We start from the raw sequence: 25,491 nt of genomic DNA, 5'->3' as shown, positions 1-25,491 counted from the left end.
CCATGGCTCTGACCGACGAACTGCACAGCGACCAAGATATCTCTTTGCAGAAAATGCAAACAACTCGGACTAGGGCCATACCAGCGATGTCAGCCCCTTCGACCAAGACCTCGGGCCTGCTAAGGATCAGCGCGCCGCATTACTGTGCTGGGGCGGACGTCATCGACGGGATCGTGTCAGGCAATGTCGCGCCGATTATTCGCTACATGCGTGGATGGCGCATCGTGTGCATGATTGTCCCGTCATCCGTGAAGCTCGTCATTCAACTGTTTTTCCAGTCGCTGAAGCTCCTCTGAAGGAACGGAGACTGGCGACGGCATGGCTTGATCATCCAGATGATCCAGCACTCGCCGAAGCTCCCCCTGAGGGAGCTGCTCTGAATGGAATGCGGCTTGCTCCTGAATGAAAGCCGACGGGGCGGGGTGATCATCTGGCCTTTCCTGAAGCTCCTCTGCGGATTCGGCATCAAGCAGTCGCCGAAGCTCCCCTGGAGAGAACTGCTCGGGATTAAAAGTAAACTCTTCCGGATCGATGGAGAACGACAGAGCAGGATGCTTGTCTCCTAGTCCGTGAAGCTCGTCATTCAACTGTTTTTCCAGTCGCTGAAGCTCCTCTGAAGGAACGGAGACTGCCGAGGGCATCGCTTGATCATCCAGATGACCCAGCACTCGCTCAAGCTCCCCTTGCGGGAGGTGCTCTGAATGGAATGCGGTTTGCTCCTGAATGAAAGGAGACGGCACGGGTTGATCATCTAGCCATTCCCGAAGCTCCTCTGGAGAGAACAGTTCGCGATCCAAAGTAAACTCTTCCGGATCGATGGAAAACGACGGAGCAGGATGATTGTCTCCCAGTGCGTGACGCTCGTCTTGCAACTGATTTTCCAGTCGCTGAAGCTCCTCTGAAGGGTCGGAGACTGCCGACGGCATGGCTTGTTCATCGAGATGATCCAGCACTCCCGGAGGGTCCTCGCGAGAAACTAAATGACTGGTGTCACGATAGCCATGGCCCCTGCTGCCAACGGTGTCGTCAATGCGCTGCGGTTTCATCTGCACCGCGGTTTCGGGATTGATGAGCGCGTTCTGGAAGGAATGATTGCGCTCAGCGCTACGGCGCACTGCACGCACGACGGGTCTTCCTGTCGCCCGAAAGGTCCGGAAATGATCTATGGATTTAAGGAGAATCGCACTACGCCCTCCAGTGTACTTGTGTATGGCGCCGTCGTCGATCAGCGACTTGCTGTCCAGCCGAGCAACAATGCTCGGTCGGTTATTTTCGAACAGCCAACGGCTATAATCAATCAGGCGGCTTCCATGCTCATGCGCCGTTCTGCTACTCATGCCGCCCTCCATGAGGGCGTGCTCAAGCCTCAGGAGGGCAGCATCCTCGGCATAAAGAGGCCGCTCGTCCGAATGCCCCCGGATTCTAACGCCTGTTGAGGCAACCCGCGGCGCACCGCTACTTTCTCCCGAAGCGGCGTTCGCGCTTGACTGTCGGTATATCACAACCTCTTCAAGATCGGGCAGCGTCCTCCGTCTCTTCGCTGCTCTCGATTGAGCCGCGTCACGCTCATGATTGATAAGGACCCCTTCGCTTTGCAGGAGATTGCTCCCGGCGCTTGCATCCGTCCTTTCGCCAAGGGATTGTTGGACATCGTTACATGCGTGCTTCGCTGGGGACCGGTGCCCGCTGGCAACGTAAGCGGCCTGGCTTGCCTGCGCCACGTGCTGCTCAAATTGACCGGCTTGGCCCGTCTGCGGCTCTTCCGAAGCGGCGTGCTGCATCTGCGACCAAGCTGCTACATTAAATGGATCACAGTCTTGCGGGTCCACGTTAGCCTCACGTTTCAAGATCGTCTGAACCAAGTCTCCTACTCGGGCCAGCTTTCGAGAACCTGACGTGGCCATGGTCGCGTAGCGGTCGCACCGGCCAAACTCGGAACCGACATCGCTCAGGATCAGGCTTTTTTTCAATGATCTAGCCACTCGAACCTGTCGCCAGCTTCGAACATTTCGCAGAGTTGTAACACTTTGGGTCCTACCAGCGCCCTTCCCACGCGGGTAAACGCGCGACCGCCCGACTCTCGCAGATACAAAATTTTAAAAAGTGACTTTCTGTTCTCGGATCGGTTGTGGAACCTGGGGGTCGATCCCACCCCGGCCTGCCCCTGAAAACATCAGATTGGCGATTTCCAAGCCCGAAATTGATATTTTGATCCGGCTGCGGTCCGGCGCTGCGATGGGATACCGAAACACGCTCGAAAGAAACTATACCGATTGAGACCGTATGGCTCCCAATCGGAGCCTCCATCCATGATCGTCATCGGCCTCAAGGGCCTTATCGGGTCCGGCAAGACCACCGTGGCCCGCCATCTCATCGAGAACCACGGGTTTGTGCGCGGCCGGTTCGCTGGCGCGCTCAAGGACATGCTGCGCGCCTACCTGCGCTACCGGCGCTGCGACGAAGCCACCATCGAGCGGATGATCGACGGCGATCTCAAGGAAGTGCCGACGCCCTGGCTGGGCGGCCAGTCGCCGCGCCACGCCATGGAAGGGCTCGGCGGCCATTGGGGCCGCGATTGGATGGGCTCTGAGTTCTGGATCGGCACCGAGACCGACGTGCTTTACATGAGCGCGCCGAAGCGCGTCGTGTTCGAGGACGTGCGCCACGCAAACGAAGGCGAAGCCATCGACCGCATGGGCGGTTGGGTGATCGAGATCGTTCGCCCCGGCCTGATCCCCCAGGAACACCGCACCGAGCAGGCGCAGGCCGAAGTAAAGGCCCATCGCTCCGTCATGAACTACCAGGGCGATATGGCGTCCACCTTCCGGCAGATGGACATCGTCGTCGCCGATCTGGCGGCGCGGACCGACCGGCTGAACGTGATCGACTGATCATGGGCAAGACCGTCAACCGACAAGAGCTTGCGGACATCTTCGGCTATTCGCTGCCGACGATCTCCGCATGGGTCGAGAACGGGATGCCGGTCAAGTCGCACGGCGGCCGTGGCAAGCAGTTCGAGTTCGACACCGAAGACGTGCTGAAGTGGCTGCTCGCGCGCGAACGTGCAGAGCGCAGGGCGCATACGGCCGCGACGCTTAAGGAAGGCGGCGAAGAGATCACCATCGACAAGGCGCGCCTCCGCAATGAGATCGCGAAGGCGAAACTGTCCGAGTTGGAATTGGCGACGAAGATGGAGCTTGTTCGCCCCATCCAAATGATCGTCAAGGTGCTCTCGAACGAAATCGCCAACGCACGCGCGCGGCTGCTCGGCATCCCATCCAAGCTCCGGCCCGCCATTCAACTCGAAGTCGGCGCGCCTGAAGGCACGAAGAAGCTGGTCAACGAAGTTGAGCGGTTGATCCTCGAAGCACTGAACGAAATCAAGATGACCACGGAGCCCGTCGAGGAAGAACCTCACGTCGAGCCGACGGTCGAACACATCGAGCAAGACGAAGAAGAAAATGACGAGTGAGTTTAAGCCTTCGTGGATGAAGTGGCCGCCCAACAGTTGCGAAGTCTGCACCGGATGGAAGCGGGAAGGGGAGTGGCACGGCGTTTGTCAACGCACGGCCTCGATCAACTTCGAGCAACCGACCGACGCACGTCAGCGCTGCCCTGAGTATCAGCGCAAGCCGGATTGAGCATGACCGCCGCCGTCGCCGTAGTCGATGAATACAGTGACGATGCCGCGTATGAAGCTCGGCTTCGCGCGCAGGTTCGCGAAATCATCGCGCAGAGCTTCAGCCCGCCGCCGAAGCTGACCGTCTCCGAGTGGGCGGACGAATACCGCGTGCTCTCGCCGGAAGCGTCTTCCGAGCCCGGCAAGTGGTCTACTGCGCGCGTCGAGCCGTCGCGCGGCATCATGGATGCCTTCGCCGATCCCGAGATCGAGATCATCACCTGTATGGTCGCGGCGCAGACGGTGAAGACCGAAGTCATCAACAACGTGGCGGGCTTCCACGTCCATCTCGATCCGTGCCCGATGCTCATTCTGCAACCGACGTTGCAGATGGCCGAAGCATATTCGAAGGATCGTCTCGCGCCGATGATCCGCGACACGCCGCCTCTCTCGGCGAAGCTCGGCAACAGCGCGCGCGACTCCGAAGACACGATCCTTCACAAGAAATATGCGGGCGGCCACATCACCATGGCGGGCGCAAACTCGCCCGCATCGCTCGCATCGCGCCCGATCCGCATTCTGCTCTGCGACGAAGTTGATCGCTATGAGGCGAGCGCCGGTAAGGAAGGCGATCCCGTCTCGCTCGCCATCGAGCGAACCACGACGTTCTGGAATCGCAAGATCGCACTTGTCTCGACGCCGACCATCAAGGGCGCGTCGCGCATCGAGTCATCCTATGAGGAAAGCGATCAGCGCCGCTTCTTCGTGCCGTGCCCGAAGTGCGCTCACATGCAGCATTTGCGCTGGGCGCAAGTCCGATGGCCCGACAACGATCCGTTGGCGGCACGCTATCACTGCGAATACAGCGACCCCGACACCGGCGAACTGTGCGACCACGGGTGGAGCGAGGCAGAGCGGCTGAAGGCGATCCAGCGCGGCGTGTGGATCGCGACGCGGCCCGAAGTGAAGGGTCACGCGGGCTTCCACTTGAACCGCATCGCGTCGCCGTGGCGCGCTCTCGGCGAGATGGCACGCGACTTCGTGTTGGTGAAGAAGCACCCCGAGCGTCTGAAGACCTGGGTGAACACGCGCCTTGCGGAGACGTGGGAAGAGCGCGGCGAGCGAGCCAACCCCGACTCGATCTTTGCGCGCCGTGAAGAGTATGACGCCGCGATCATCTTGCCGAGCGGCGTCGGCTGCATCACCGGCTCCGTCGATATTCAGGACGACCGCGCCGAAGTCGAGTGGTGCGGTTGGGGCCAGGACGATGAATCGTGGTCGCTCGACTACAAGGTTCACTATGGCGCGCCGAACACCCCCGGCTTTTGGGAGGTCATCGACAACGCCTTGATGCGAACGTTCAAGCATCCGTCCGGCGTCGAGATGCGTGTGGAAGCGGCCTGCATCGACTCTGGCGGCCACTTCACGCAGCACGTCTACAACTTCGTTCGGCCGCGCATCGCTCGCCGCGTCTACGCTATTAAGGGCATCGGCGGACCCGGCCGCCCGATCTGGCCGGTGAAGGGCACCGTCAACAAGGCGAAGAACGTCACGATCTTCGTGCTTGGCGTCGATCAGGCGAAGGACATGCACTACAAGCGGCTCGAACTGAAGGAGCCCGGTCCCGGCTACTGCCATTACCCGCTGCTCGAAAACTATGCCAAAAAGTTCTTCGAGGGCCTGACCGCCGAAAAAGCGGTGCTGAAGACCGATAGGCGCGGCTTCGTGACGAAGGAATGGCACAAAGTCCATCAGCGCAATGAACCGCTGGATCTCCGCGTCTACAATATCGCAGCGCGGCTCTCGCTCGGCATCAACATGGAGCGTCGTTTGATGGCTCTGCGGGCGGCAGCGGCGAACGCGCTGAATGCTGCCCCGCAAATGCCCGTCGCGCGCGAAGAACCGGCCCCTGCGGCTCCCCAGGCTCTTCCTGGGAGGCGTCGCGTCCGCAGCCGTGGCGTTGAAAGTTAAGGATTGAGCGGCTAGATGAAGAGCATGATGACCAAGGACGATGTCCGCGCCGCCCGTACCGCCCTGGGCAAGATGTGGAAGCCCGGCGGTGCCCCGCTGACGGCCCAAGAGCTCGTGCGCGCCCTGGGGCTCTCCGAAGACCACGGCACCGACCACGTCTACAACATGGAGAAGGGCAAGTCGGCCGTTTCCGGCACTATCGAGATGCTTTTGCGCATCTATCTCGCCGGTGGAGTGCCGCCTGACGATATCGTGATCTTCAAGGACGCTCCAAAGCGAGCGCGCTAAGGGAGATCGGAACGCTCTATCTCGAACGATCCATGTCCCGTAGCTTCGGGGCATGGCAAAGACCGTCGAAGAGCAGCTTGAAGAGACCCTAAACTCGATCAACACGGTCGAGCAGAACGGTCAGCGTTACACGATCAAGGATCGTGAGCTTTGGCGCGCCGATCTGCGCCAACTCGATCAGCGCGCTCAACGCCTCGAAAAGCAGGCCGCTCGGGCCAAGCGCGGCGGCATTCGTACCCAGCGGGTGATCCCGCTGTGATTAAGCCCGTCGCACCGACCCTTATGGACCGCTTCCTGGCGGGCGTCGCACCGAACTTCGCGACGCGCCGCTATCATGCGCGCCTCTCGCTCAACTACATGGGCCAATACGCCGGTGCGCGCTCGAACCGCGCCGCCCTGAAGGCGTGGAGGACCCATCCCGGCTCGGCCGACTCCGACACCCTGGGCGACCTTCCCGCGTTGCGCAGCCGCTCGCGCGATCTCGGCCGCAACAATCCCATCGCCACCGGCGCAAGGCAGACCTCGAAGAGCAACGTTGTTGGCTCCGGCCTGCGCGTGCGCTCGAAGCTGAACCCGAAGCTGCTCGGCATGTCGCCGGAAGCCGCCGAGTTGTGGGAGCGCAAGTCCGAGACGCTGTTTGACCTTTGGGCGCAGTCGAAGCTCTGCGACATCACGCTCACGCAGAACTTCTATGAGCTTCAGGGCCTCGTTTTCAGTGCCGTCTTCGAATCCGGTGACACCTTCGTGTTGCGCCGGACGCCGAAGCGCCCCAACGCCGTCGTTCCGCTCGCGCTCAACGTGATCGAGGCCGACCGCGTCGCCACCCCGAGCGAGTTGGAAGGCGAGTATCTAATCCGTGACGGCGTCAGGATCGACGAAGACGGCGCTCCGGTCGCTTACATCGTCCTGAACGAACACCCCGGCGAGCGCCAGACCTATACGGTCAACGGCTTCACCGAAATCCCGGCCTTCGGCAAGAAGTCGGGCGAGCAGATGGTGCTCCATATCTTCGAGCGCATGCGGCCCGGCCTGAACCGTGGCATTCCTGCGCTCGCTCCGGTCATCGAAATCCTGAAGCAACTCGACCGCTACAGCGAAGCCGAGTTGATGAAGGCCGTCGTGTCTTCGTTCTTCACCGTCTTCCTGAAGACCACGGGCGACGACGGCTTTGCAGGCGCTACGCCTGGCCTTCCTGGGATGTGCGCGAACGACGTGACCATGGGGCCGGGCACCATCGTCGATATCGGCACCGACGAAGAGATTCAGACCGCGCAGCCCGCGAACACTGCGAACTTCGACCCGTTCTTTCAATCGGTCGTGAGGCAGATCGGCGTCGCTCTGTCCATCCCGTTCGAACTGCTCATGATGCACTTCACGGCGAGCTACAGCGCGTCGAGGGCATCTCTGGAAATGGCCGCGCAGTTCTTCCGCGACCGCCGCACTTGGCTCGTCCGCAACTTCTGCGCGCCCGTTTACGAGTGGTTCCTGACCGATGCGATCAACGCCGGTCTGATCGACGCGCCCGGCTTCTTCAATGATCCCGTCAAGCGCGCGGCATGGCTCGGCGCTCAGTGGATCGGCCCGGCGCGGATCATCCTCGACCCGCTCAAGGAATGGAAGGCCGAGACCGAAGCCGTCAACCTGGGCGCTCGCACCATCGAGCAGGTCATCATCGAGCGCGGTGGCGACGACTTCGAACATACCACGGCGCAACGCGCTCGCGAGCACATCGCTCGCGCGGCGGCGAAGCTCGAACCCGAAGTTCTGGCGCCGTCCGGCATGGGGTCTCGCGTCAACGAAGACATCGAACAGAAGGGCGACGGCACCGACAAGCCCAAGCCTAAGAAGGCCGAGAAGAAGCAATGACCATCAACGTCCGCAACCCGCTGATCTTCGACGCCGCTCTCACGGCCAATTGGGCGATGGAAGAGGGGGCTCTGCGTCAGGTCATGGAGATCGCCGCGCGCGAGAGTCAGATCACGCCGCAGATGCTCGAAGCCTATCGCGGCCAAGAGCTTGAGCGGTCCGAGCGCGCGACGCGGCGCGGCAACGTCGCAGTGATCGACGTGGCTGGCCCCTTGTTCAAGCGCGCCAACCTCATGACCACGTTTTGCGGCGCGACCGCTTACGAGACCGTGCGCCGCGACCTTCAGGCCGCGATGGACAATGCGTCCATTCGCTCGATCCTGCTCAACATTCATTCGCCTGGGGGCGAGGCCGCTGGCGTTGCGGAGCTTGCCACGGCGATCAACGAAGTGCGCGGCAAGAAACCCATCGTCACGTATGCAGGCGATCAGGCGGCCTCCGCTGCGTTCTGGTTGGGCACCGCGTCGGACGAGTTCATTATCGGGCCGACCGCCGCGCTCGGCTCCATGGGCGTCGTGGCGGGCTATCGAGACACGTCTGCGCAGGACGCGGCGCGCGGCATCAAGACCATCGAGTTCGTGTCTTCGCAGTCGCCCTACAAGCGCGTGGACATCAACACCCAGGAAGGCCGCGACCGCGTGCAAGCGCGCGTTGACGCAATGGCCGCCGTGTTCGTCGAGACCGTCGCGAAGTATCGCGGCGTAAGCGTCGAACATGCACTCGAACGTTTCGGGCAGGGCGATGTCCTGATCGGCCAAGCGGCTGTCGATGCCGGGATGGCCGATGGCGTTGCGACGTTCGAACAGGTTCTCGCGAGCTTGGCTCGCGGCGAAAGTCCGAAGGCGTCCTTCGGTTTTAACCCGGCCGCGACCGGCCAAAGTGGAGAAGTCAAGATGACCGATGAAGAGAAGGCTGCATTCGCAGCGCAGATTCGCGCTGAAGTGCAGGCCGAGAACGAAGCCAAGGCAAAGGCCGAAGCCGAAGCCAAGGCGAAGGCCGACGAAGAAGCCGCCGCAGCCGCCGCCGCGAGCGATCCGGTCGTCGTCGAGCGGAAGCGCGTCACCGAGATCATGGGCCTGACCCTGCCCGGTTACGAGGCCGCCGCCGCAAAGGCTATCGAAACGGGCTCTTCGGCTCACGAGTTCTCGGCCATGATCGTAACCGCTGAAAAGGCGAAGCGCACCGAGCGCGCCGCTGACATCAAGACGGACACCGAAGCCAACTCTGGCGTCGCCCCGTCGAGCGGTCAGGAAAGGGCGCAGGGCGACGAGGCCGCTGTCAACGCAATTCTCGGCGCGATGAAGCTCGCGACCGGCAAGTAAGGAGCCGCAACGTGGCGAAGTTTCAGAACGAAGGCGAGTACGTCCCGAGCATGCTCATGCTCGGCCATCACCGCGCCCGCAAGGTGACGGTCAAGTCGGGCGCTGGCGTTCTCGGCAAGGGCACCGTGCTCGGCCAGATCACGGCCGACAAGAAGTACCTCAAGTCCATCGCGGCTGCGACGGACGGCTCGCAGGTCCCCGACGCGATCCTCAGTGAGCAGGTCGATGCGACCTCCGCTGACGTGGAGGTCGTCGTCTACATCGCTGGCGAAGTCGATCAGGAAAAGCTGATCCTCGGCGCCGGTCACACCCTCGGGTCGGTGGATGCGGTCTTCCGCACGAAGTCGATCTGGCTCGTTAAGCCGATGGGCTAACCGAGACAACCACGAAAGCAAAACGGGAAGCCCGACCTATGGACCTCTTTTCGACCACCGCCCTGAACCGTGTTGTCGAGGAACTGCCGCTCAACCCGGCGTTCTTCCTCAACACCTTCTTCACCACCGCCGAGACCTCCGAGACCGAAGACATCAAGTTCGACTCGGTCAAGGGCCGTCGCCTGATCTCGCCGCTCGTCTCGCCCATCGTCGCGGGCAAGGTGATCCGCGAGAAGGGCTACAAGACTCAGTCGCTCGCCCCGGCCTACATCAAGGACAAGCGCGTCTTCAAGCCGAGCGGCCAGTTCAAGCGCCGCGCAGGCGAGAAGATCGGCGGCTCCCTGTCGCCCGAGCAGCGTCTTGCTGCGTCCATCGGCTTCGCCGTGAGCGAGCAGTTGGATATGTGGACCCGCCGCCTGGAAGTCATGTCGGCCGAAGTGCTGCGTACCGGCAAGCTCGTCCTGAAGGGCGACGACTATCCCGAGCAGCTTGTTGACTTCGGCCGCGATGCCGAACTGAGCATCGTCCTGACCGGCACCGACAAGTGGGACAACGCCGCCGTCAACCCGCTCGACGACATCGAAGATTGGGGCCAGATGATCTTCGATCATTCGTCCCTGACCTGCCGTGACGTGATCATGGCGAGCGACGTGTGGAAGACCATCCGCGCCAAGCTGGCCGGTCCCGACAGCGATGCGGTCGCTAAGGCGATGCGTCTTCAGATCGACATGACCGCCGCGACTCTGGAATCGGCTCGCGCCTCGCTCGGCCCGATCCTGATCACCCCCGGCATCCGTCTGGTCGCTCAGTTCGGCGACTACCGTTTGTGGGTTCACGCGGACAAGTACGTCGATCCGCTCGACAACGTCGAGAAGGACGTGCTCCCGGCTGGCGAGATCGTCATGGCCTCGCGTGAGATCGAGGGCGTCCGCCACTTCGGCGCGATCATGGACCTCAAGGCCGGTATCCAGCCCCGCGACTTCTTCGTGAAGTCCTGGGAGGAAGAGGACCCGTCCGTGCGGTACATCCTCGGCCAGTCCGCCCCGCTGATCGCGCCCTACCGCGTGAACGGCACCCTGGGCGCGAAGGTGAAGTGAGATGCCGTTGTATCGCGGCCTCGTAACGATCAAGCGTGACGGGCGGTATATTCCGCCCGGCACGCCGGTCGAAATGACCGAGAACGAAGCGAAAGCCCTCGGGCCTGCTCGCGTCGTTCTCGATCAGAACCCGGTTTCGGCCGTGGCCGAGATTGCTCCGGATTCCGCCAGCACGCTCGCTGGTATCGAGTCCGCCGGTGATGCCCCCGGCGACGCGCCGTCCGCTGATGAAGTCCCTCCCGCCTCGCATCAGACGGACGGCGCGAGCACTCGCGTCGTGGACATCGCGTCCGCAATCGACCTGCTCGACGAAAAGAAGGACTTCTTCAAGTCCGGCCATCGTCAGGGCAAGCCGAAGCAGGGGCCGATTGAAGAGATCGTCGGGTTCGACATCACCGACGAAGAGATCGACGCTGCTCTGGCATTGCGCGCATCGGGCGTCTGATGCCGGTCGAGACCGACAACGATCTGCTGATCTTCCTCAACCCCGACGAGTTCGGGGTTGAGGCGTCTTATGTGAGCCGCGATCCAGCCGTCGAGCCGAAGGACATCCCCGGCCAGTTCGACGACGAAGGCAGCAATTGGAATCCGAACCGTTGGAACGGGACGCAATTCCAAATGCAGATGGGCGCGAGCGTCACGTCATCCGGCCCGACGTTTCTCTGCCGCACGTCCGATCTGAACAAGGGCGGTCGCAAGGGCGAGAAGCTGACGATCAAGGGCCAAGAATATCGGATCGAGGACAAGCGACCGGACGGCACCGGCCTGACCTTGTTCTTGCTCATGGCGAACGACTGACGTGGCCCATCCTCGCAAGCGCATCCGCGACGCATTCCGAGCCCGGCTCGCTGATAGTGTTGACGGCGAGTACCGCACGGCCGCGCAGAGCCGCGTGTTCGCGAGCCGTATGGCTCCCGTGAGCGAGGAAGAGTTGAAAGAGGATGGCCCGGCCATTCTCGTCTACGCGCGCATGGAGAAGTACAACCCCGAGAAGGACTACGGGGTCGAGGGCGACGCGACCTATATCGAGCGCGAGTTGACGCTTGTCACGGAGGCTATGCTGCTCGGCGGCGAGACCGTTGACGACAAGCTCGACGACATCGCAGAGCAGATGGAAGCGGCCTTTGAAGGCTTCGTGATCCCCGGCTTCGAGTCCGCGCGCATGCGGCTGCTCGAGTCCGACATCGACGTGATCACCGAGCAGGTCAAGCGCCCCATTGGCGCTATCGGCCTCGTTTGGCAGGTCATCTATCGCACCGCATGGCGTCCCCGCGCCACGGCGGACAACCTCGACGCCGACATGGCGGACTTCCTGGCGGGAAAGTAGCATGGTCAAGTTTCTGCGCGATCCAGCGAGCACCGGCGGCGTGTCCGACCCGGAGGCGACCGACATCGATCGGCGCGCGCAGGATGTCGTCAAGTTCGGCAAGATCAAGGAAGTGGACTACAAGCGGCAGCCCCCGGCGTACCGCGTCCTGATCGGTGACGAGAACGACGAAGACAACCACAACATCACGGATTGGCTCCCGGCTGGCGGCATGCGCGCCAAGGGCGACCGCGAGACGCACTTCCTTGAGAAGGGCGAAAAGGTCGTTCTGCTTGCCGAAGGCGGCGAGCTTGCGACGGCGCAGGTCTATCCGGCAGGAACGTACACGCCTGAGAACGAAGACGAGAAGGAAACGACCGACAAAGCGGGCGTCTGGCGCAAAATCTTCGCGAAGCCGAAGAGCAATGACGGTCAGGGCGGCGAGGGTGGCGAGGGTGGCGAAGACGGCGGCGAAGGTGGCGAGGACGGGCAGGACGGCGAGGAAGACGAAATCCTTGGCGAGATCAGTTATGACCGCTCGACGGGCGACTGGCTGATCAAGGGACTTAAGGACAAGGGCACCATCACGATTGAGGGCACGGGCTGCTCAATCGTGATGAAGGAAGGCACGATCACGCTGAAGGCGAAGAACCTGAAGATCGAGATGGAAGAGAACGTCGAGATCGAGGCGGAAGACACTATCAAGACGAAGACCGGGCAGGCGCTCCACGAGTCCGACATCTTTGCGGTCGCCGCCGCGACCTTCCTTGGCCTCGACGATACCAGCGAGCGCCCGCAGGATCGCGTCGAAGTCGTCAGCGACATCCCGACCCTGAAGACCTTCGCCAAGAAGGGCTGATATAGGCGACCCGATCAGGCTGTAAGCGACCGTGCCGACGCGGCACGGTGCGCCTTATGGCGACCATTGACCTCAACACCGGCAAGCCTCTCGAAGGCATCGACGATGTCTGGCAGTCGATTGCGACCATTCTGAGCACTTCGCTGAAGTCGCTCGTTATGGCCCGCGATTTCGGCTCGAAGATGCCGCGCCTTGTTGACCATGCCGTGTCGCCCGTCACGCTGATCGATTTCTACGCGGCCGTGCCGGAAGCGATCAATCGCAAGAACCCCGAGTCCCTGATGGCGGAAGAGCCTCGCTTCCGCATCATTCAGATGGAGCTTGCCGACATGACCGACCAAGGCAACGCCCAATTCGATATCGAGGGCATCTATTACCCGCGCGGCCATCTCGGCGACTACTCGGAAGCCCGTGACGCGCGTGGCCGCGTGGTCCTCTCTGCCAACATGGTCGTCGGGAGCTACGTCTGATGGACGCGCCGCTGCCGAACCTGCCGCTGCCTGTCATCGAGGGCGAGCCCGCGTTCCAGGCGTTGTTCGACGCCCGCATTGCGCAGATGCGCGGCCTGCTTGAGACCGCCGGTCTCGATTGGGACACGTACATGCTGCGTTCGGACCCGATCAACAACTTCTGCCGCCACGCCGCCTACGGCGACCTGCTCTACGTCACGTCGTTGAACGACACTTTCCGCGCGACGCTGCTTGACTTCGGGCAGGGCGCCGACCTGATCGCGCAGGCGTCCGATTGGAACATGACGCAAGCCGATGGCGAGTCCCTCGACGATCTGCGACGCCGGCTGCGCGAGCGTAAGAAGGGGCAGGGCGGCTTCACCGACAATTGGTACAAAAGGTACGCCTTCGCTGCCGACCCGCTCCGCGTGGCGGACGTTGGCATTACGGGCGATGCTATGGGCGGGGTCAAGGTATCGATCCTGTCCAGCGAAGGCGACGGCGTCGCCAGCGCCGATCTGCTTGCGACCGTCACCGCCGCGCTCAACGACCCGCTCGTTCGCGGCGACAACGATCACATCGCGGTCGTTCCGGCCGTGATCCGCGTCGTCAATGTCGAGGCGGATGTATGGCTCTTGCCGGAAGCCCCGGCGAGCGAGTTGCAGACGGCCGAAGATCGCCTCAAGACCGAGTTCGCTGCGGCGCGCCGCCTGGGGTGGGACTTCACGGCCGACTTCGTGATCGCGTCCCTGCGCACGTCCGGCGTCCGCCGGACGTCATGATTACGCCCGCCGCCGACGACTACACGCGCGCGGAGCCCAATGAGGCCGTGGCGCTCGGCACCGTCAAGCTCAACTTCAAGGGTCGGTCCTACTGATGACCGACCTGATCGACATTGTCCCGCGCAACACGACGCCGCTTCAGCGGTCCGTTGTCCGAACCATCGACTCGCGCTCGCGCTATGCCGCGTTGGTGCAGTCGATCATCGACGTGCGCTACCTCGACGTGATCCCTGAAGACGTTCTGCCGTGGCTGTTGCGCCATTGGGGCCTCGAAGACGCGGCAGAGTTCGCCGCTGACCATCAGATGCTCTACAAGGAAGGCAAGCGCTGGCAGACGCTCCGTGGCCGCGTGGAAGCATATGAGATCGTCTTCGATTGGCTGGGCCTCGACGGCTTCTATGAGCGTGGCGACCACGGAGCCGTGCGCTGGGGCCTGTTCCAGATCGGGCTCACGGAGCGACCCGACCAAGACACGCTGCTCAACCTGATCGGGCTGGCGAACCTCTCGAAGAAGGCGTCGAGCGTCCTGGGCCGCATCTATGGCGGCTATGACATCCGGCCGATGCGTCTCGACATGATGCGCCTCGACGGCGCGCTGCTCGACGATTGGTCCGGCGTCTATCTTCCCGGCATCAAGCCCAAGCTCTCGTTCGGCAAGCAGCACGGCGGGGAGATCGACTTCAACGTCGAGATGGACGGCGGTCTCTACGGCACCGTGGAGGGCGTTGCGCGCTTCGAGGAAGGCTTCGTGCTCGACCGCTCGATGCTAGATGGCGAGGTCGTCGAGCCCTCCGTCGTCGCTATCCAGGCGTCCCTCTCGGGCGAGCAGATCGACTACGCGAAAGACGTTCCGATGCCTTGGCCGCGCGGGCCGTGGCCGAGCGTTTCCTACTCCAACATTGAACAGTACACGATTTACGGAGTGTGTTTCGGCATGGAATAAGGACCCCGTATTCGGGGTAATCGGCATCCAATCGGGACCCCGGGACAAGGGTCCACAGTGGCTTCCATCAAGTCATGGAAGCCGAGGTTGGGATGCTGGTGGTGGAGACGATTGCGAAGATCCGTCGCGCTTATTTTGTTCATGGTCAGCCGATCAAGGCGATCTGCCGGGAGCTTGGCGTATCGCGCAAGGTGGTCCGCAAGGTCATCCGCTCGGAGGCGACGGAGTTCCGGTACGAGCGAGAGACGCAGCCGCTTCCGAAGATGGGCCCGTGGAGTGCCGAGCTTGACCGGTTGCTGGCGGCGAACGAGAGCAAGACGACGCGCGAACGGCTGACGCTGATTCGCTTGTTCGAAGAGCTTCGCGGCCTCGGATATGCCGGCGGCTACGACGCGGTTCGTCGCTATGCGCGGCGGTGGAGCCGAGAGCGTGGCGCCTCGACGACCTCAGCTTATGTGCCGTTGAGCTTTGCGCCCGGCGAAGCCTACCAGTTTGATTGGAGCCACGAAGTCGTCCTGTTGAGCGGAACCACGGTGGTCGTGAAGGCGGCGCATGTCCGGCTTTGCCACAGTCGGATGCTGTTTGTTCGGGCCTATCCGCGCGAGACGCAGGAGATGGTGTTTGACGCCCACGACCGGGCGTTCGCACTGTTCAAGGGGACTTGCCGGCGCGGCATCTACGACAACATGAAGACGGCGGTGGAGACGATCTTTGTCGGCAAAGGCCGCCTCTACAATCAGCGCTTCCTGCAGATGTGTAGCCATTATCTGGTCGATCCGGTTGCCTGCACGCCAGCGTCGGGCTGGGAGAAGGGACAGGTCGAGAACCAGGTCGGGTTGGTCCGCGAACGCTTTTTCACCCCGCGACTGCGCTTCAAGACATTGGACGAGCTGAACGCCTGGTTGCTCGATAAATGTATCGCCTACGCCAAGGCGCATCGGCATCCAGAGTTCGCCGACCGGACTGTCTGGGAGATCTTCGAGGCCGAGCGACCCAATCTCGTGCCTTATGCAGGTCGGTTCGATGGCTTCCATGCCGTCCCGGCCTCGGTCTCCAAGACCTGCCTGGTGCGCTTCGACAACAACAAGTACTCGGTTGCGGCAAGCGCGGTCGGGCGGCCCATTGAGGTCCAGGCTTATGCGGACCGCATCGTGATCCGCCAGGACGGCCGGGTCGTTGCCGAACATCCGCGATCATTCGGTCGCGGCGAGACGGTCTACGACCCTTGGCACTATGTGCCCGTGCTTGTGCGCAAGCCCGGTGCCTTGCGTAATGGCGCTCCCTTCAAGGACTGGGTGCTGCCCGCAGCGATTGAGCGTGTACGGCGCAAACTCGCCGGTGCCGACGATGGCAATCGACAGATGGTCGATATCCTCAATGCGGTGCTGACAGACGGATTGCCCGCGGTGGAAGCCGCCTGCGCCGAGGCGGTCGCTCATGGCGTTCATTCCGCCGATGTCGTGCTCAACATCCTGGCTCGTCAACGTGAACCTGCCCCACCGGCCAACATCATGACGCCGGCCGCCTTGACGCTTCGCCATGCGCCGATCGCCGATTGTGCCCGCTACGACAACCTCCGGAGGACAAACTGATGGAACGAACCCAAATCTTCGATCTCATGGGCGAGCTTAAGCTCTACGGCATGAAGGCCGCCTTCGACGAGATCATGGCGACCGCCGTCAAACGCCAGCACGAACCCCAGCGCATCGTCGGCGATCTGCTCTCCGCCGAGATCAACGAGAAGCAGGCCCGCTCGATCAAATACCAGCTCACCATCGCCAAGTTGCCGCTTGCAAAGGACATCGCAGACTTCCAGTTCGACGCCACGCCGATCAACCAGACGCTTGTCAATGATCTCGCCGGCGGCGGCTTCATCGCCCAGCAACGCAACGTCGTCCTGGTCGGTGGAACGGGCACCGGCAAGACCCATCTGGCCATCGCTATCGCGCGAAGCTGCATCCGATCCGGCGCCCGTGGCCGCTTCTATAACGTGGTCGACCTCGTCAACCGCCTCGAGACCGAGACCCGCAACGGGCGACAGGGCCGGCTTGCCGAGCACCTAACCCGCATGGACTTCATTGTCCTGGACGAGCTCGGATATTTGCCCTTTGCCCAGTCCGGCGGTCAGCTTCTCTTCCACCTCGTCAGCCGGCTTTATGAGCGCGCCTCCGTCCTCGTCACCACCAATCTGGCATTCGGCGAGTGGCCGAGCGTGTTCGGCGATGCCAAGATGACGACCGCGCTGCTCGACCGGCTGACTCATCACTGCGACATCGTCGAGACCGGTAACGACAGCTGGCGCTTTAAAAGCCGCGACGACGATCAAACAACCCGCGCTCGCGCCGTCTCCGCAACCCCGGCCAGCTCCGACGCCGCGAGCGCTACCATCAAGACTCGCCGATCAAAGGGGTCCCCTTTGGACGCCGATCGGGGGTCCCAGTCCAACGCCGATTGACAGTCTCGACGCTGGCCGTGAAGAGCGTCGATAGCGCCCTCACGTTCGAGACGCCGCGTGACTACACGTACAACGCCAACACCGGCGCGGTGACGCGCGTCAATGGTGGTCAGATCGTGGCCAGCGCTACCGTACAGCCGCATGTCGTCTATGGAACGCCGCAGCTTGGTTCCGACGAGACCGCTTTGGTCAACGAAGTGGGCCGTCGCATCGCGTCGTCGGTGGAGTTCGTCGTGCCGGATGACAACGGAAACATCAGCACGCCGGACGGCGCGCGTTGGACGATCTCGACGACGGCGACTCGCTATCTCTATTGCAGCGTGCTCTTCGATTACCTCGAAGCGGCAACCGAAACGATCCGCGAAGTCGGCATCTTCGTCGATGGCACGCGCAAGGCCGGGGTGCCTGAAGGGCAACTGTACTTGACTCCCGATCAGGTCGCCGAACCTGGATACTTGCTCCTGCTCGACCGCTTCGCGGGCAAGGTTCGCTCCCCGAGTGAGCGGCAGGGATTCTCTTACGTTCTGGTGATCTGAAAATGGCTGACGCTCGCGATACCCTCCCGGCATACATCAACACCTTCGATCCGGCGAAGGGCTATCAGCGGATGGTGGCCCACTATGATCGCTTCCTGACGAGCAACGAACTGAACGTTATTCAGGACATCGAAGCGAACCGCCTGAAGGGCGTCGCCGATGCGTTCTGGCGTGACGGTTCTCTCGTCAGCGGCGGTTCAATCGTGCTCGGGCCGATCATCAATGCAACCGTCGAGGCGCAGTTGGCGGCGGCCAAGGTCTACATTCGCGGCGCGGTGCATAGCATCGACGCCCGCAGCTTCGTCATCTCGGCCGTTGGCACTGTCGTCATCGGCATCTGGCTCCGCACCTTCACCGCGACCTATGAGAACGATCCGACCCTCAAGGGTATGGCTCCGGGCACGCGGGCGCAGGGCGAGCCGGGCGCATCGGCGCTCGCGATGCTCGGCCGTTGGGGCTATGAAGGCGACGGCCAGGAAGGCGACTTCTTCCCGATCTATACCGTCAAGGACGGCACTATCGACACTCCGAACGAGCCCGGCATGGATGACGCCTGGGTGAACCTGCTCGCGCGCTATGACCGCGAGGCGCACGGCGGCTATGTCGTGGAAGGTTTCAACGTCAAGGCGCTCGGCCTCGACGAGTCCAGCAAGCAGACCTTCACGATCTCGGAAGGCACCATCAACGTTTGGGGCTACAAGCGGACCCGGCCTGCCTCCGCGCGCCTTCGCGTTACCGAAGAGCCCGAGATCATGCTGCTCGATGACGAGCCGCATGCCGTCAATTCCGGCACGCAGACGATCAAGGTGCGGTTCGCGCCCATCGCCTCGATCAAGGAAGTCACGATCATCGCCGAGAAGACGGTGACGTTGACGCATGGCAACTTCAGTGGGGCCTCCGATACTTTGCCCGATCCCACCGTCCTCTCGATCCGTCAGGTCAAGCAGGGCGCGACCACCTATGCGCCGACCTCCGACTATAAGCTGACCGGCGCGGCCGTGGATTGGTCGCCGAGCGGTGCGGAGATCGCGCCGGGCTCGACCTATCAGGTCACGTATCGCTACCTGACCAACGCCGAGCCGACCAACATCACGCGCGATGGGTTCGACATCACCGGCGCGGCCGACGACACGACCGCGTTCATCAAGTACGAGACGAAGCTGCCGCGCTATGACGCCATCGTGGTCGATCAGCAGAGCGTGATCTCCTACCTGAAGGGCATTAGCTCGCTGTACGCGCCGCAGCCGACGACCGTCGCGCCGACGCTGCACAAGCTGGCCGATGTCTACAACAATTGGGGTCTCGTCCCGGCCATCAAGCAGGTCGCGACCGTCCGCATGCCGTTCGCCGATCTGCGCAGCCTCGAAACGATGGTCAGCGACCTCTACGCACTGGTTGCCGAAGAGCGGCTTCAGCGCGACGTGGATCGGAAGGAAGTCGCCTCGAAGCGCGGCGTGTTCGTCGATCCGATGCTCGACGACGACATGCGCGATCAGGGCCTTCCTCAGACCGGCGCGATCTTTGGCGGCCTGCTCTGGCTGCCGATCATCCCGACCGTCACGACGATGCCTGCCGACACGGCGCTCACGTACACGTTCGAGAACGTGTTCGAGCAGCGCCAGATCACCGGCGAATCCAAGATCAACCCCTATGCCTCGTTCGGTCCCCCGGCGACCGATGTTGCGCTCGATCCGTCCGTCGATCTTTGGACCGACACCCAGGACGTTTGGACCTCGGTCTTCACGTCGCGCGTCGCGTGGCAGCGCACCAACTTCGCCGCTGGCCCGCTGATCGGCACCACGACGGAGACGACGGATCGCATCGTCAACAACGCGACTGTCGCGGAAGAGACGATCCGCCAGCGCTCGGTTGGCTTCACGATCCACAAGTGGGGCTACAACGAAGTCCTGAAGAAGGTGACGTTCGACGACATCGACGTGACCCCGGCGGGCACTATCCGCGCGGACGGCAATGGCACGCTGACTTCGGCGTTCCAGATTCCGGCGGGCGTCCCGGTCGGTGTGAAGCACGTCGCCTTCGAGGGCGTCGGCGGCTCGACCGCGAACGCGCTCTATACCGCATACGGCTGGCTGACTACGATCACCAATGAACGCACCATCGTCACCACCTATTGGTATAGCGCCGACCCGCTTGCTCAGACCTTCCGTCTGAGCGAGCCCCGGCAGGCGCTCGGCGTGGACGTGAAGTTCACCAAGGTCGGCGACAAGAGCAAGCCGGTGCGAGTCCAAATCCGCGAGGTCGAGCTTGGCCTTCCGACCGAGCGCGTCGTCGCCGAGTCGATCCTCGACATGAACACCGTGAAGGTCATCGACCCGCTCTCGGTTGCGCCCCGCGTCGAAAGCGATTGGACCTTCGCCGCCTTCGAACGTCCCGTCACGCTGCGCGAGGATCGCAGCTATGCGATCACGCTTCTGACCGAAGACACGAACCATTCGGTCGCCATCGCCGACCTGGGCGGCTTCGACCAGATCAACGGATGGGTGACGAGCAACGCCTTCCCGCTCGGCACCTTCCTCGACGGCTCGGACTCGCGTACCTGGCTGCCGAAGCCGGGCCGCTCGCTGGGCTTCCGCCTGCGCTGCGCCAAGTTCGCCCAAGCGGTGCGGACCATCGAGGTCGGCGAACTGCCCGTCGTCGCCTGCTCGGACCTGATGTCGTTGCTCGCGGCCGAGCGCCCCGAAGGCACGGCTATCGAGGTCGAGTTCGAGGCCCCGAACGGCACGAAGTATGTGACTGCCCCGGCGGTCAACGTCTCGCTCCCGCAGGCCATCACTGGCACGCTGAAGGTCCGTCTGCGCGTCACCGGGTCCGCCAATCTCTGGCCGATCATGCTGCCTTATGTGCAGGTTGTGGCGGGCGCGATCCAGGCGGACGGCGACTACATCACGCGCGCCTTCGAGGCGGGCACCGACTCGAAGGTCCGCCTGATCCTCGACGTGTATCTGCCCGGCACTGCGACGTTCGAGGCAAAAATCCAGACGGGCGTCAGCGCTGGCCTTCCGGTGTGGAACGCGCTCTCGCTCGAAAAGGCGACGCCTCTCGGCGACGGTTGGGAAGAGCGCCAGTACATGCTCGATCATGTCAACCTCGCCACCTCGCGCGCGTATGTGAAGATCAGCGGCGGCCCCGCCGCTCGCTCGAACGCACGCAACATCCGCGCAGTCGCTGTCAAGTCCACCACGGGTTAATCGACCATGCCGAACGATACCACCGAGCGCGGCTATCCGCTTCCGCATCCCGACAACGTTGCGCGTGAGGACGCGCAGCGGATTCGTGACGCCATCACGGCGATCAGCGAAGACATGGAAGCGATGGTCGTGGCCCCCGCGTCCGAGACGGAAAATGGCATCGTGCGGCTCGCATCGGCGGCCGAAGCAACTGCGGGCACGACACAGGTCGCCGTGCCCGTTGTGAAGCGCGTCATGGACATGATCACGTCGGCAACGGCCGCACTGCACACGACCATCGTCGATCAGTACGGGGCCGCGATCACGACGGCCATCAACGATCTGAAGGGCAGCGTCGATCCGGCTTATGACACCCTTGTCGTGATTGCCGCGAAGCTTACCGACATGACGCAGATCAACGCGATCCTGTCCGCTCTCGCGAACCGACTCCGCATCGACACGGCGGCGCAGGGATTGAACAGCACCATGCAGGCCAATGGTCGAGCCAATCTCGGCCTCGCTGCGGCGGCTCTGAAGGCCATTGCAACCGCCGCGAACCTCAAGGCGAACACTGGCGCTGATGTCGTCACGACCGATCAGGCGTGGTCTGCGGCTGCTGTGGTCAACCTCGGCAACGTCAGCGGCAACGTGACCATCGACCTGTCCCAGGGCGTCAACTTCAAGTTCGTCACTGTCGGAAACGTGACTCTCGTATTCGCGAACGCCAAGAGCGGACAAACGGGCATGGTCTCATGGAATAACGGCGGAGCTTTCACGGTATCACTCGGCGGCAGCATCTACCCGATTGGTGGCTTGGTCCCCTTGTTCAACACCGGGGGCGGCGCATGGAACGCCTTGTCCTACGCTGTTGGCTTTGATGCCGGCGTCGCCATCGCCGTGTCGGGAGGGAAGCTGACGTGATCCTTCCTTTCCTTCGTGGCATGGGGCCGATGTCAACCAAGCCGCCCTCGACGCCCGGTTCGGCGAACTACGGTGTCGGATCGCGCGGAGTTCTTAACCCGGTCTACACCACGCTCACCGTGCAAATTTGGGGATCGAGTGGAGGCGGCGGCGGTGCGAATAACACCCTTGCAGGCGCAGGCGGTGCCAACGCCTACTTCGGCGGTACTGGCGGCGCATCGTGGTTTTCATTTCCCGGCGGCACCCTTATCGCGTATGGCGGCGGTGGTGGCGGCAACGGACTTTATGACCCTGAGTTCGGGCCGACTAATGGGGCTGGCGGCGGTATTGGCGGCGCCAGCGGCGGCAGTACGAACGCGGCGGGCAGCGGCAACTCTGGCGGCGGCGGAGCCATCCTTATCTCAGCGTCCGGCGGCCCTGGCGGCAGGGGTGGCTTCGTTTCTAGGACTTGGAACTGGTATGACGCCGGTGCGCCTGCCTTTGGCTCCACTCTCACGCTGACCTGCGGTGGCGGCGGTGGCGGCGGTGCAGGCTTCTTCAACGACGGAGAGTTAGGCACTGTCCCTTGCAATGGAAACGCCGGTGCCGATGCGTCCGCAAGCGTGTCTTGGACCTAACAACAATCAATCGGAGCTATCGTGGACAAGATCGTCGTTCAAGAATCCCCGGCCGGGGCCTTCACTCAAATCTTCGCCGGGCAGTCGTTCAGGGCGGGCAACGTACTGCATGGCTGGCAGGTTGCCGAGCTTTGGTCAGACGGAGACCTCGCGAGCATCGGCATCTTCCGGGTGAGCCCTGCGGTGCCTCCCGCTGGCGAAGAGGTCGTGAGCGCGAGCTTCGAGCGCGTTAACGGCGTCGTGGCCCAGGTACTCGTTACCCGGCCGATCCCGCAACCGCCGCTGAAGGCGAGCGCCCGACAAATCCGTCTCGCGATGAACATGCTCGGCCTTCGTGACGAGATCGAAGAGTACGTCGCTTCGCAGTCGCGGGACGTGCAAGATAGCTGGCAATGGACGACGGAGTTCGACATGAATCATCCGTTCGTCGTCGGCTGCGCTGAGCAGTTGAACAAGAGCGAAGCGGAGCTTGTCGGCCTCTTCACGCTCGCACAAACCCTGTAACAAGGGATACCGAAACGGTCCCGACGCCGGGCAGGGCGGTCGCTAGGGTACGCTCAATCCCAATACTGAGGATTGAGAGAACAGATGTCCCTTACCGATTTCCTTCACGGCGTCGAGACTGTCGTCGTCGATAGCGGCCCCCGGCCGATCCAGACCGTCCGCTCGTCCGTCATCGGATTGATCGGCACCGCGCAGGCCGCGAACGAAGTGGCGTTCCCCCTCGACACTCCCGTACTCGTCAACCGTCGTCAGGCGGCGGCCATGATCGGCGCGACCGGCAGTCTGCCGCAGGCCATCGATTCGATTTACGATCAGGGCGGTGCGCTCATCGTCGTGGTCCGCGTCGCAGACGCGCAGACCGAGAACGAGCAGCTTTCCAAGATCATCGGCGGTGTTGACGCCGACACCGGCGCGTTCACCGGCATTCACGTCTTCCGCGCGGCCGAAGCCGAGTGCGGCGTGTCCCCGATGATCCTGATCGCGCCCGGCTTCACGCATCAGCGTCCGCTCGGCGTGGCCGGTCATACCGTGACCGCGCAGGGCAACGGCTACACCCAGGCGACCGTGGCCTTCACGGGCGGCGGTGCGGGCGCGGTGCTGCCGACCGCGAAGCCGATCATCACCGGCGGCAAGATCACGGGACTTGAGTTCGACTCGCTCGGCTTCGGCATCGTCTCGCCGCTGACCGCGACCGTCACCGGCGACGGCACCGGCGCGACCATCACGATCCAGATCGGCGCTTCGGCGAACCCGGTCGTCAGCGAGTTGAAGCAACTGGCTGATGGCTTCAAGGCGCACATCATCGCCGATGGTCCCTCGACCACCGATGCCGCTGCGTTCGCCTATCGCAACGACCACGGCACGCGCCGCGTGTTCATCGTCGATCCGACCGTCTCGGGTTGGTCCGTGAAGACCAGCACCTACGCGCTCGAACACTCGTCCGCCCGAGTGGCGGGCCTGATCTCGCGCGTGGACAACGAGAAGGGCTTTTGGGAGTCGCCGTCGAACAAGGAGGTCTATGGCATCGGCGGCCTGGGCCGTCCCATCGACTACGCCTACGGCGACAAGAACAGCCGCGCGAACATTCTCAACGAGAATGAGATCGCGACGTTCATCCGCGACGAAGGTTGGTATCTGTGGGGCAACCGCACCTGCTCGGCCGATCCGAAGTTCGCCTTCCTGTCCGTCTCGCGTACCGGCGACATGATCGACATCTCCATCGCGAAGGCCCATCGCTGGGCGGTGGATCGCTCGATCACCAAGCAGTATTTCGAGGACGTGACCGCATCGGTGAAGGCGTACATGCGCCAGCTTCGCGTGCGCGGTGCGATCCTCGGTGGTGACTGCTGGGTCGATCCCGAGTTCAACACCGAAGCCGACATCTCGCAGGGTCATGTGACGTTCTCGTATGACTTCACCCCGCCGTGCCCGGCCGAGCGTGTGACCTTCCGGTCGCATCTCGTCTCGGACTACATCCGCAACCTCTTCGCATAACGGGGACGAAAGATGATCCCGCGCGTACTTCGCAACTTCAACAGCTTCGTGAACGGCGTCGGTTACGCCGGTCGCATCTCCGAAGTCGAACTGCCCGAGCTCTCCGTGAAGACGGAAGAGTATCGTGGCGGCGGCATGGACGGCAATGTCGAGTTGGACATGGGCCTCGAAACGCTGACCGCCAAGTTCACCTTCGGCGAGTATGCCAACCAGATTCTCGGTCTGTGGGGCAACATGGACGGCAACGCCGCCCGTATCCAGCTTCGCGGCGCGCTTCAGCGTGACGGCGAGACTGCGGTCCCGATGACCGTCGATCTGCACGGCGGCTTCAAGAAGAACACGTTGGGCACCTGGAAAGCGGGCGACCTGACGCAGAACGAAGCCGAGATGTCCATCCGGTATCTGAAGATCCAGATTCAGGACACCGTCGTTGTCGAGATCGACATCGACAACATGATCCGCATCGTCAACGGCGTGGATCAGCTTGCGTCCATTCGCACTGCGATGGGCATGTAGGGCAACATGGCCGACCCCTCTACGCGCAAGCGCACGGGTCGGTCCTCAACTTAGCGGGAGAACTAGACTGTGACTGAGAAGAAAGACATGCGGCTGTCGGCGGAAATCACGCTCGACTTTCCGTTCGAGGTCGATGGCAAGACCTACAAGACGATGACCATGCGTCGGCCGAAGACGAAGGACTCGCTGAAGGCCGCGAAGTTCAGGGGCCACGACGCCGACAAGGGCATCCTGCTCCTGTCCGATCTCTGCAACGTCTCGCCGGACGTGATCGAAGAGCTTGACGAGATCGACGCGAAGAAGCTGAGCGACCAACTCGATGCTTTTCGTGGGGGTCAGTCGAGCTAAGCGATCTCCGAAAGGGGATTCTGACGCTCGTTCGGC

27 protein-coding genes and 1 pseudogene are annotated in these 25,491 nt (G+C 62.7%); 27 read left to right on the top strand and 1 reads right to left on the bottom strand.

The genetic code is table 11. The annotated features are described in order from the left end of the window. Positions 1-2 precede the first annotated feature (2 nt). Positions 3-296, top strand: a complete 294-nt coding sequence (locus tag J4G43_RS31460; protein WP_208087352.1) for a hypothetical protein — start codon at positions 3-5, stop codon at positions 294-296. Here the strand turns inward: J4G43_RS31460 and J4G43_RS31455 are convergent. Beyond that, positions 243-1,337 (bottom strand): hypothetical protein, encoded by a 1,095-nt coding sequence (locus tag J4G43_RS31455; RefSeq protein ID WP_143279769.1) that lies wholly within the window; start codon positions 1,335-1,337, stop codon positions 243-245. The genes J4G43_RS31460 and J4G43_RS31455 overlap by 54 nt on opposite strands. Before the next feature lie 972 nt (positions 1,338-2,309). Between J4G43_RS31455 and J4G43_RS31450 the strand changes: the two genes are divergently transcribed. The 26 genes and pseudogenes from J4G43_RS31450 to J4G43_RS31325 all read left to right on the top strand — a co-directional run bounded on the left by J4G43_RS31450 (position 2,310) and on the right by J4G43_RS31325 (position 25,455). Beyond that, complete coding sequence (locus tag J4G43_RS31450) at positions 2,310-2,891, top strand: nucleoside/nucleotide kinase family protein (protein ID WP_038952976.1); 582 nt, start codon at positions 2,310-2,312, stop codon at positions 2,889-2,891. A 2-nt stretch (positions 2,892-2,893) separates the two neighbouring features. Further along, entirely contained in the window at positions 2,894-3,472 is a 579-nt protein-coding gene (locus tag J4G43_RS31445; RefSeq protein WP_208087351.1) for a terminase small subunit, read from the top strand. Positions 3,473-3,643: 171 nt separating this feature from the next. Next, positions 3,644-5,590 (top strand): phage terminase large subunit family protein, encoded by a 1,947-nt coding sequence (locus J4G43_RS31440; protein WP_208087350.1) that lies wholly within the window; start codon positions 3,644-3,646, stop codon positions 5,588-5,590. Between the two features lie 15 nt (positions 5,591-5,605). Next, on the top strand, positions 5,606-5,878 hold the full coding sequence (locus J4G43_RS31435) for a helix-turn-helix domain-containing protein (RefSeq protein WP_038952973.1): 273 nt from the start codon (positions 5,606-5,608) through the stop codon (positions 5,876-5,878). Between the two features lie 52 nt (positions 5,879-5,930). Beyond that, the gene (locus J4G43_RS31430) at positions 5,931-6,137 is read left to right on the top strand and encodes a DUF6148 family protein (RefSeq protein ID WP_028181390.1); all 207 of its coding nucleotides are present in this window, start codon (positions 5,931-5,933) and stop codon (positions 6,135-6,137) included. Then, complete coding sequence (locus tag J4G43_RS31425; RefSeq protein ID WP_225005231.1) at positions 6,134-7,744, top strand: phage portal protein; 1,611 nt, start codon at positions 6,134-6,136, stop codon at positions 7,742-7,744. The genes J4G43_RS31430 and J4G43_RS31425 overlap by 4 nt, the downstream gene beginning before the upstream one ends. Then, on the top strand, positions 7,741-9,066 hold the full coding sequence (locus J4G43_RS31420; protein ID WP_208087349.1) for a S49 family peptidase: 1,326 nt from the start codon (positions 7,741-7,743) through the stop codon (positions 9,064-9,066). The genes J4G43_RS31425 and J4G43_RS31420 overlap by 4 nt, the downstream gene beginning before the upstream one ends. 11 nt (positions 9,067-9,077) lie before the next feature. Next, positions 9,078-9,440, top strand: coding sequence for a head decoration protein (locus J4G43_RS31415; protein WP_208087348.1), 363 nt, complete (start codon positions 9,078-9,080; stop codon positions 9,438-9,440). A gap of 38 nt (positions 9,441-9,478) precedes the next feature. Next, the gene (locus tag J4G43_RS31410) at positions 9,479-10,537 is read left to right on the top strand and encodes a major capsid protein (protein ID WP_166342921.1); all 1,059 of its coding nucleotides are present in this window, start codon (positions 9,479-9,481) and stop codon (positions 10,535-10,537) included. Between the two features lies 1 nt (position 10,538). Next, positions 10,539-10,982: a hypothetical protein gene (locus J4G43_RS31405; RefSeq protein WP_208087347.1), complete on the top strand. Its 444-nt coding sequence runs from the start codon at positions 10,539-10,541 to the stop codon at positions 10,980-10,982. After that, positions 10,982-11,335, top strand: coding sequence for a head-tail joining protein (locus tag J4G43_RS31400; RefSeq protein ID WP_208087346.1), 354 nt, complete (start codon positions 10,982-10,984; stop codon positions 11,333-11,335). Before J4G43_RS31405 ends, J4G43_RS31400 begins: the two co-directional genes overlap by 1 nt. Before the next feature lies 1 nt (position 11,336). Then, positions 11,337-11,864, top strand: a complete 528-nt coding sequence (locus J4G43_RS31395) for a hypothetical protein (protein ID WP_208087345.1) — start codon at positions 11,337-11,339, stop codon at positions 11,862-11,864. A gap of 1 nt (position 11,865) precedes the next feature. Beyond that, positions 11,866-12,702 (top strand): phage baseplate assembly protein V, encoded by an 837-nt coding sequence (locus J4G43_RS31390; RefSeq protein ID WP_145832158.1) that lies wholly within the window; start codon positions 11,866-11,868, stop codon positions 12,700-12,702. A gap of 56 nt (positions 12,703-12,758) precedes the next feature. After that, positions 12,759-13,172, top strand: coding sequence for a GPW/gp25 family protein (locus J4G43_RS31385; RefSeq protein ID WP_208087344.1), 414 nt, complete (start codon positions 12,759-12,761; stop codon positions 13,170-13,172). Beyond that, positions 13,172-13,933 carry a baseplate J/gp47 family protein gene (locus J4G43_RS31380; protein WP_225005230.1) on the top strand — a complete coding sequence of 254 codons (762 nt, stop codon included), beginning with the start codon at positions 13,172-13,174 and terminating at the stop codon, positions 13,931-13,933. The genes J4G43_RS31385 and J4G43_RS31380 overlap by 1 nt, the downstream gene beginning before the upstream one ends. A gap of 94 nt (positions 13,934-14,027) precedes the next feature. Further along, positions 14,028-14,876, top strand: coding sequence for a hypothetical protein (locus J4G43_RS31375; protein WP_208087343.1), 849 nt, complete (start codon positions 14,028-14,030; stop codon positions 14,874-14,876). A gap of 92 nt (positions 14,877-14,968) precedes the next feature. Beyond that, positions 14,969-16,508: pseudogene (istA, locus tag J4G43_RS31370) on the top strand (IS21 family transposase). After that, positions 16,468-17,331: an IS21-like element helper ATPase IstB gene (gene istB / locus J4G43_RS31365; RefSeq protein ID WP_208083951.1), complete on the top strand. Its 864-nt coding sequence runs from the start codon at positions 16,468-16,470 to the stop codon at positions 17,329-17,331. The pseudogene istA and the gene istB overlap by 41 nt, the downstream one beginning before the upstream one ends. Before the next feature lie 17 nt (positions 17,332-17,348). After that, entirely contained in the window at positions 17,349-17,867 is a 519-nt protein-coding gene (locus J4G43_RS31360; RefSeq protein WP_208087342.1) for a BW3TFN family phage tail fiber component, read from the top strand. 2 nt (positions 17,868-17,869) lie between these two features. Next, positions 17,870-21,076, top strand: a complete 3,207-nt coding sequence (locus tag J4G43_RS31355; protein WP_208087341.1) for a DUF4815 domain-containing protein — start codon at positions 17,870-17,872, stop codon at positions 21,074-21,076. A 6-nt stretch (positions 21,077-21,082) separates the two neighbouring features. Beyond that, on the top strand, positions 21,083-21,976 hold the full coding sequence (locus J4G43_RS31350; RefSeq protein ID WP_208087340.1) for a hypothetical protein: 894 nt from the start codon (positions 21,083-21,085) through the stop codon (positions 21,974-21,976). Next, positions 21,973-22,593: a hypothetical protein gene (locus J4G43_RS55390; protein ID WP_208087339.1), complete on the top strand. Its 621-nt coding sequence runs from the start codon at positions 21,973-21,975 to the stop codon at positions 22,591-22,593. The genes J4G43_RS31350 and J4G43_RS55390 overlap by 4 nt, the downstream gene beginning before the upstream one ends. 21 nt (positions 22,594-22,614) lie before the next feature. Continuing rightward, a complete protein-coding gene (locus J4G43_RS31340) occupies positions 22,615-23,097 on the top strand; it encodes a hypothetical protein (protein WP_208087338.1) in 483 nt (160 codons plus the stop codon). 84 nt (positions 23,098-23,181) lie between these two features. Then, on the top strand, positions 23,182-24,591 hold the full coding sequence (locus tag J4G43_RS31335) for a phage tail sheath C-terminal domain-containing protein (RefSeq protein ID WP_208087337.1): 1,410 nt from the start codon (positions 23,182-23,184) through the stop codon (positions 24,589-24,591). A gap of 12 nt (positions 24,592-24,603) precedes the next feature. Next, positions 24,604-25,107 (top strand): phage major tail tube protein, encoded by a 504-nt coding sequence (locus J4G43_RS31330; protein WP_028152691.1) that lies wholly within the window; start codon positions 24,604-24,606, stop codon positions 25,105-25,107. A 69-nt stretch (positions 25,108-25,176) separates the two neighbouring features. Further along, the gene (locus J4G43_RS31325; RefSeq protein WP_225005227.1) at positions 25,177-25,455 is read left to right on the top strand and encodes a phage tail assembly protein; all 279 of its coding nucleotides are present in this window, start codon (positions 25,177-25,179) and stop codon (positions 25,453-25,455) included. Positions 25,456-25,491 lie beyond the last annotated feature (36 nt).

The sequence above is a fragment of the Bradyrhizobium barranii subsp. barranii genome (assembly GCF_017565645.3).
Lineage (GTDB): Bacteria > Pseudomonadota > Alphaproteobacteria > Rhizobiales > Xanthobacteraceae > Bradyrhizobium > Bradyrhizobium barranii.
The sequence above is the reverse complement of the archived record's forward strand: the minus strand, read 5'-3'. Positions and strand labels throughout refer to the sequence as shown.

What these genes read in the sequence shown, in the direction of transcription:
- J4G43_RS31375 (WP_208087343.1), top strand. Translation starts at nt 14,028, where the DNA reads ATGACCGACCTGATCGACATTGTCCCGCGCAACACGACGCCGCTTCAG.
- J4G43_RS31350 (WP_208087340.1), top strand. Translation starts at nt 21,083, where the DNA reads ATGCCGAACGATACCACCGAGCGCGGCTATCCGCTTCCGCATCCCGAC.
- J4G43_RS31385 (WP_208087344.1), top strand. Translation starts at nt 12,759, where the DNA reads ATGGCGACCATTGACCTCAACACCGGCAAGCCTCTCGAAGGCATCGAC.
- J4G43_RS31410 (WP_166342921.1), top strand. Translation starts at nt 9,479, where the DNA reads ATGGACCTCTTTTCGACCACCGCCCTGAACCGTGTTGTCGAGGAACTG.
- J4G43_RS31355 (WP_208087341.1), top strand. Translation starts at nt 17,870, where the DNA reads ATGGCTGACGCTCGCGATACCCTCCCGGCATACATCAACACCTTCGAT.
- J4G43_RS31430 (WP_028181390.1), top strand. Translation starts at nt 5,931, where the DNA reads ATGGCAAAGACCGTCGAAGAGCAGCTTGAAGAGACCCTAAACTCGATC.
- J4G43_RS31460 (WP_208087352.1), top strand. Translation starts at nt 3, where the DNA reads ATGGCTCTGACCGACGAACTGCACAGCGACCAAGATATCTCTTTGCAG.
- J4G43_RS31440 (WP_208087350.1), top strand. Translation starts at nt 3,644, where the DNA reads ATGACCGCCGCCGTCGCCGTAGTCGATGAATACAGTGACGATGCCGCG.
- J4G43_RS31420 (WP_208087349.1), top strand. Translation starts at nt 7,741, where the DNA reads ATGACCATCAACGTCCGCAACCCGCTGATCTTCGACGCCGCTCTCACG.
- J4G43_RS31330 (WP_028152691.1), top strand. Translation starts at nt 24,604, where the DNA reads ATGATCCCGCGCGTACTTCGCAACTTCAACAGCTTCGTGAACGGCGTC.
- istB (WP_208083951.1), top strand. Translation starts at nt 16,468, where the DNA reads ATGGAACGAACCCAAATCTTCGATCTCATGGGCGAGCTTAAGCTCTAC.
- J4G43_RS31380 (WP_225005230.1), top strand. Translation starts at nt 13,172, where the DNA reads ATGGACGCGCCGCTGCCGAACCTGCCGCTGCCTGTCATCGAGGGCGAG.
- J4G43_RS31450 (WP_038952976.1), top strand. Translation starts at nt 2,310, where the DNA reads ATGATCGTCATCGGCCTCAAGGGCCTTATCGGGTCCGGCAAGACCACC.
- J4G43_RS31455 (WP_143279769.1), bottom strand. Translation starts at nt 1,337, where the DNA reads ATGAGTAGCAGAACGGCGCATGAGCATGGAAGCCGCCTGATTGATTAT.
- J4G43_RS31335 (WP_208087337.1), top strand. Translation starts at nt 23,182, where the DNA reads ATGTCCCTTACCGATTTCCTTCACGGCGTCGAGACTGTCGTCGTCGAT.
- J4G43_RS31390 (WP_145832158.1), top strand. Translation starts at nt 11,866, where the DNA reads ATGGTCAAGTTTCTGCGCGATCCAGCGAGCACCGGCGGCGTGTCCGAC.
- J4G43_RS31400 (WP_208087346.1), top strand. Translation starts at nt 10,982, where the DNA reads ATGCCGGTCGAGACCGACAACGATCTGCTGATCTTCCTCAACCCCGAC.
- J4G43_RS31435 (WP_038952973.1), top strand. Translation starts at nt 5,606, where the DNA reads ATGAAGAGCATGATGACCAAGGACGATGTCCGCGCCGCCCGTACCGCC.
- J4G43_RS31445 (WP_208087351.1), top strand. Translation starts at nt 2,894, where the DNA reads ATGGGCAAGACCGTCAACCGACAAGAGCTTGCGGACATCTTCGGCTAT.
- J4G43_RS31405 (WP_208087347.1), top strand. Translation starts at nt 10,539, where the DNA reads ATGCCGTTGTATCGCGGCCTCGTAACGATCAAGCGTGACGGGCGGTAT.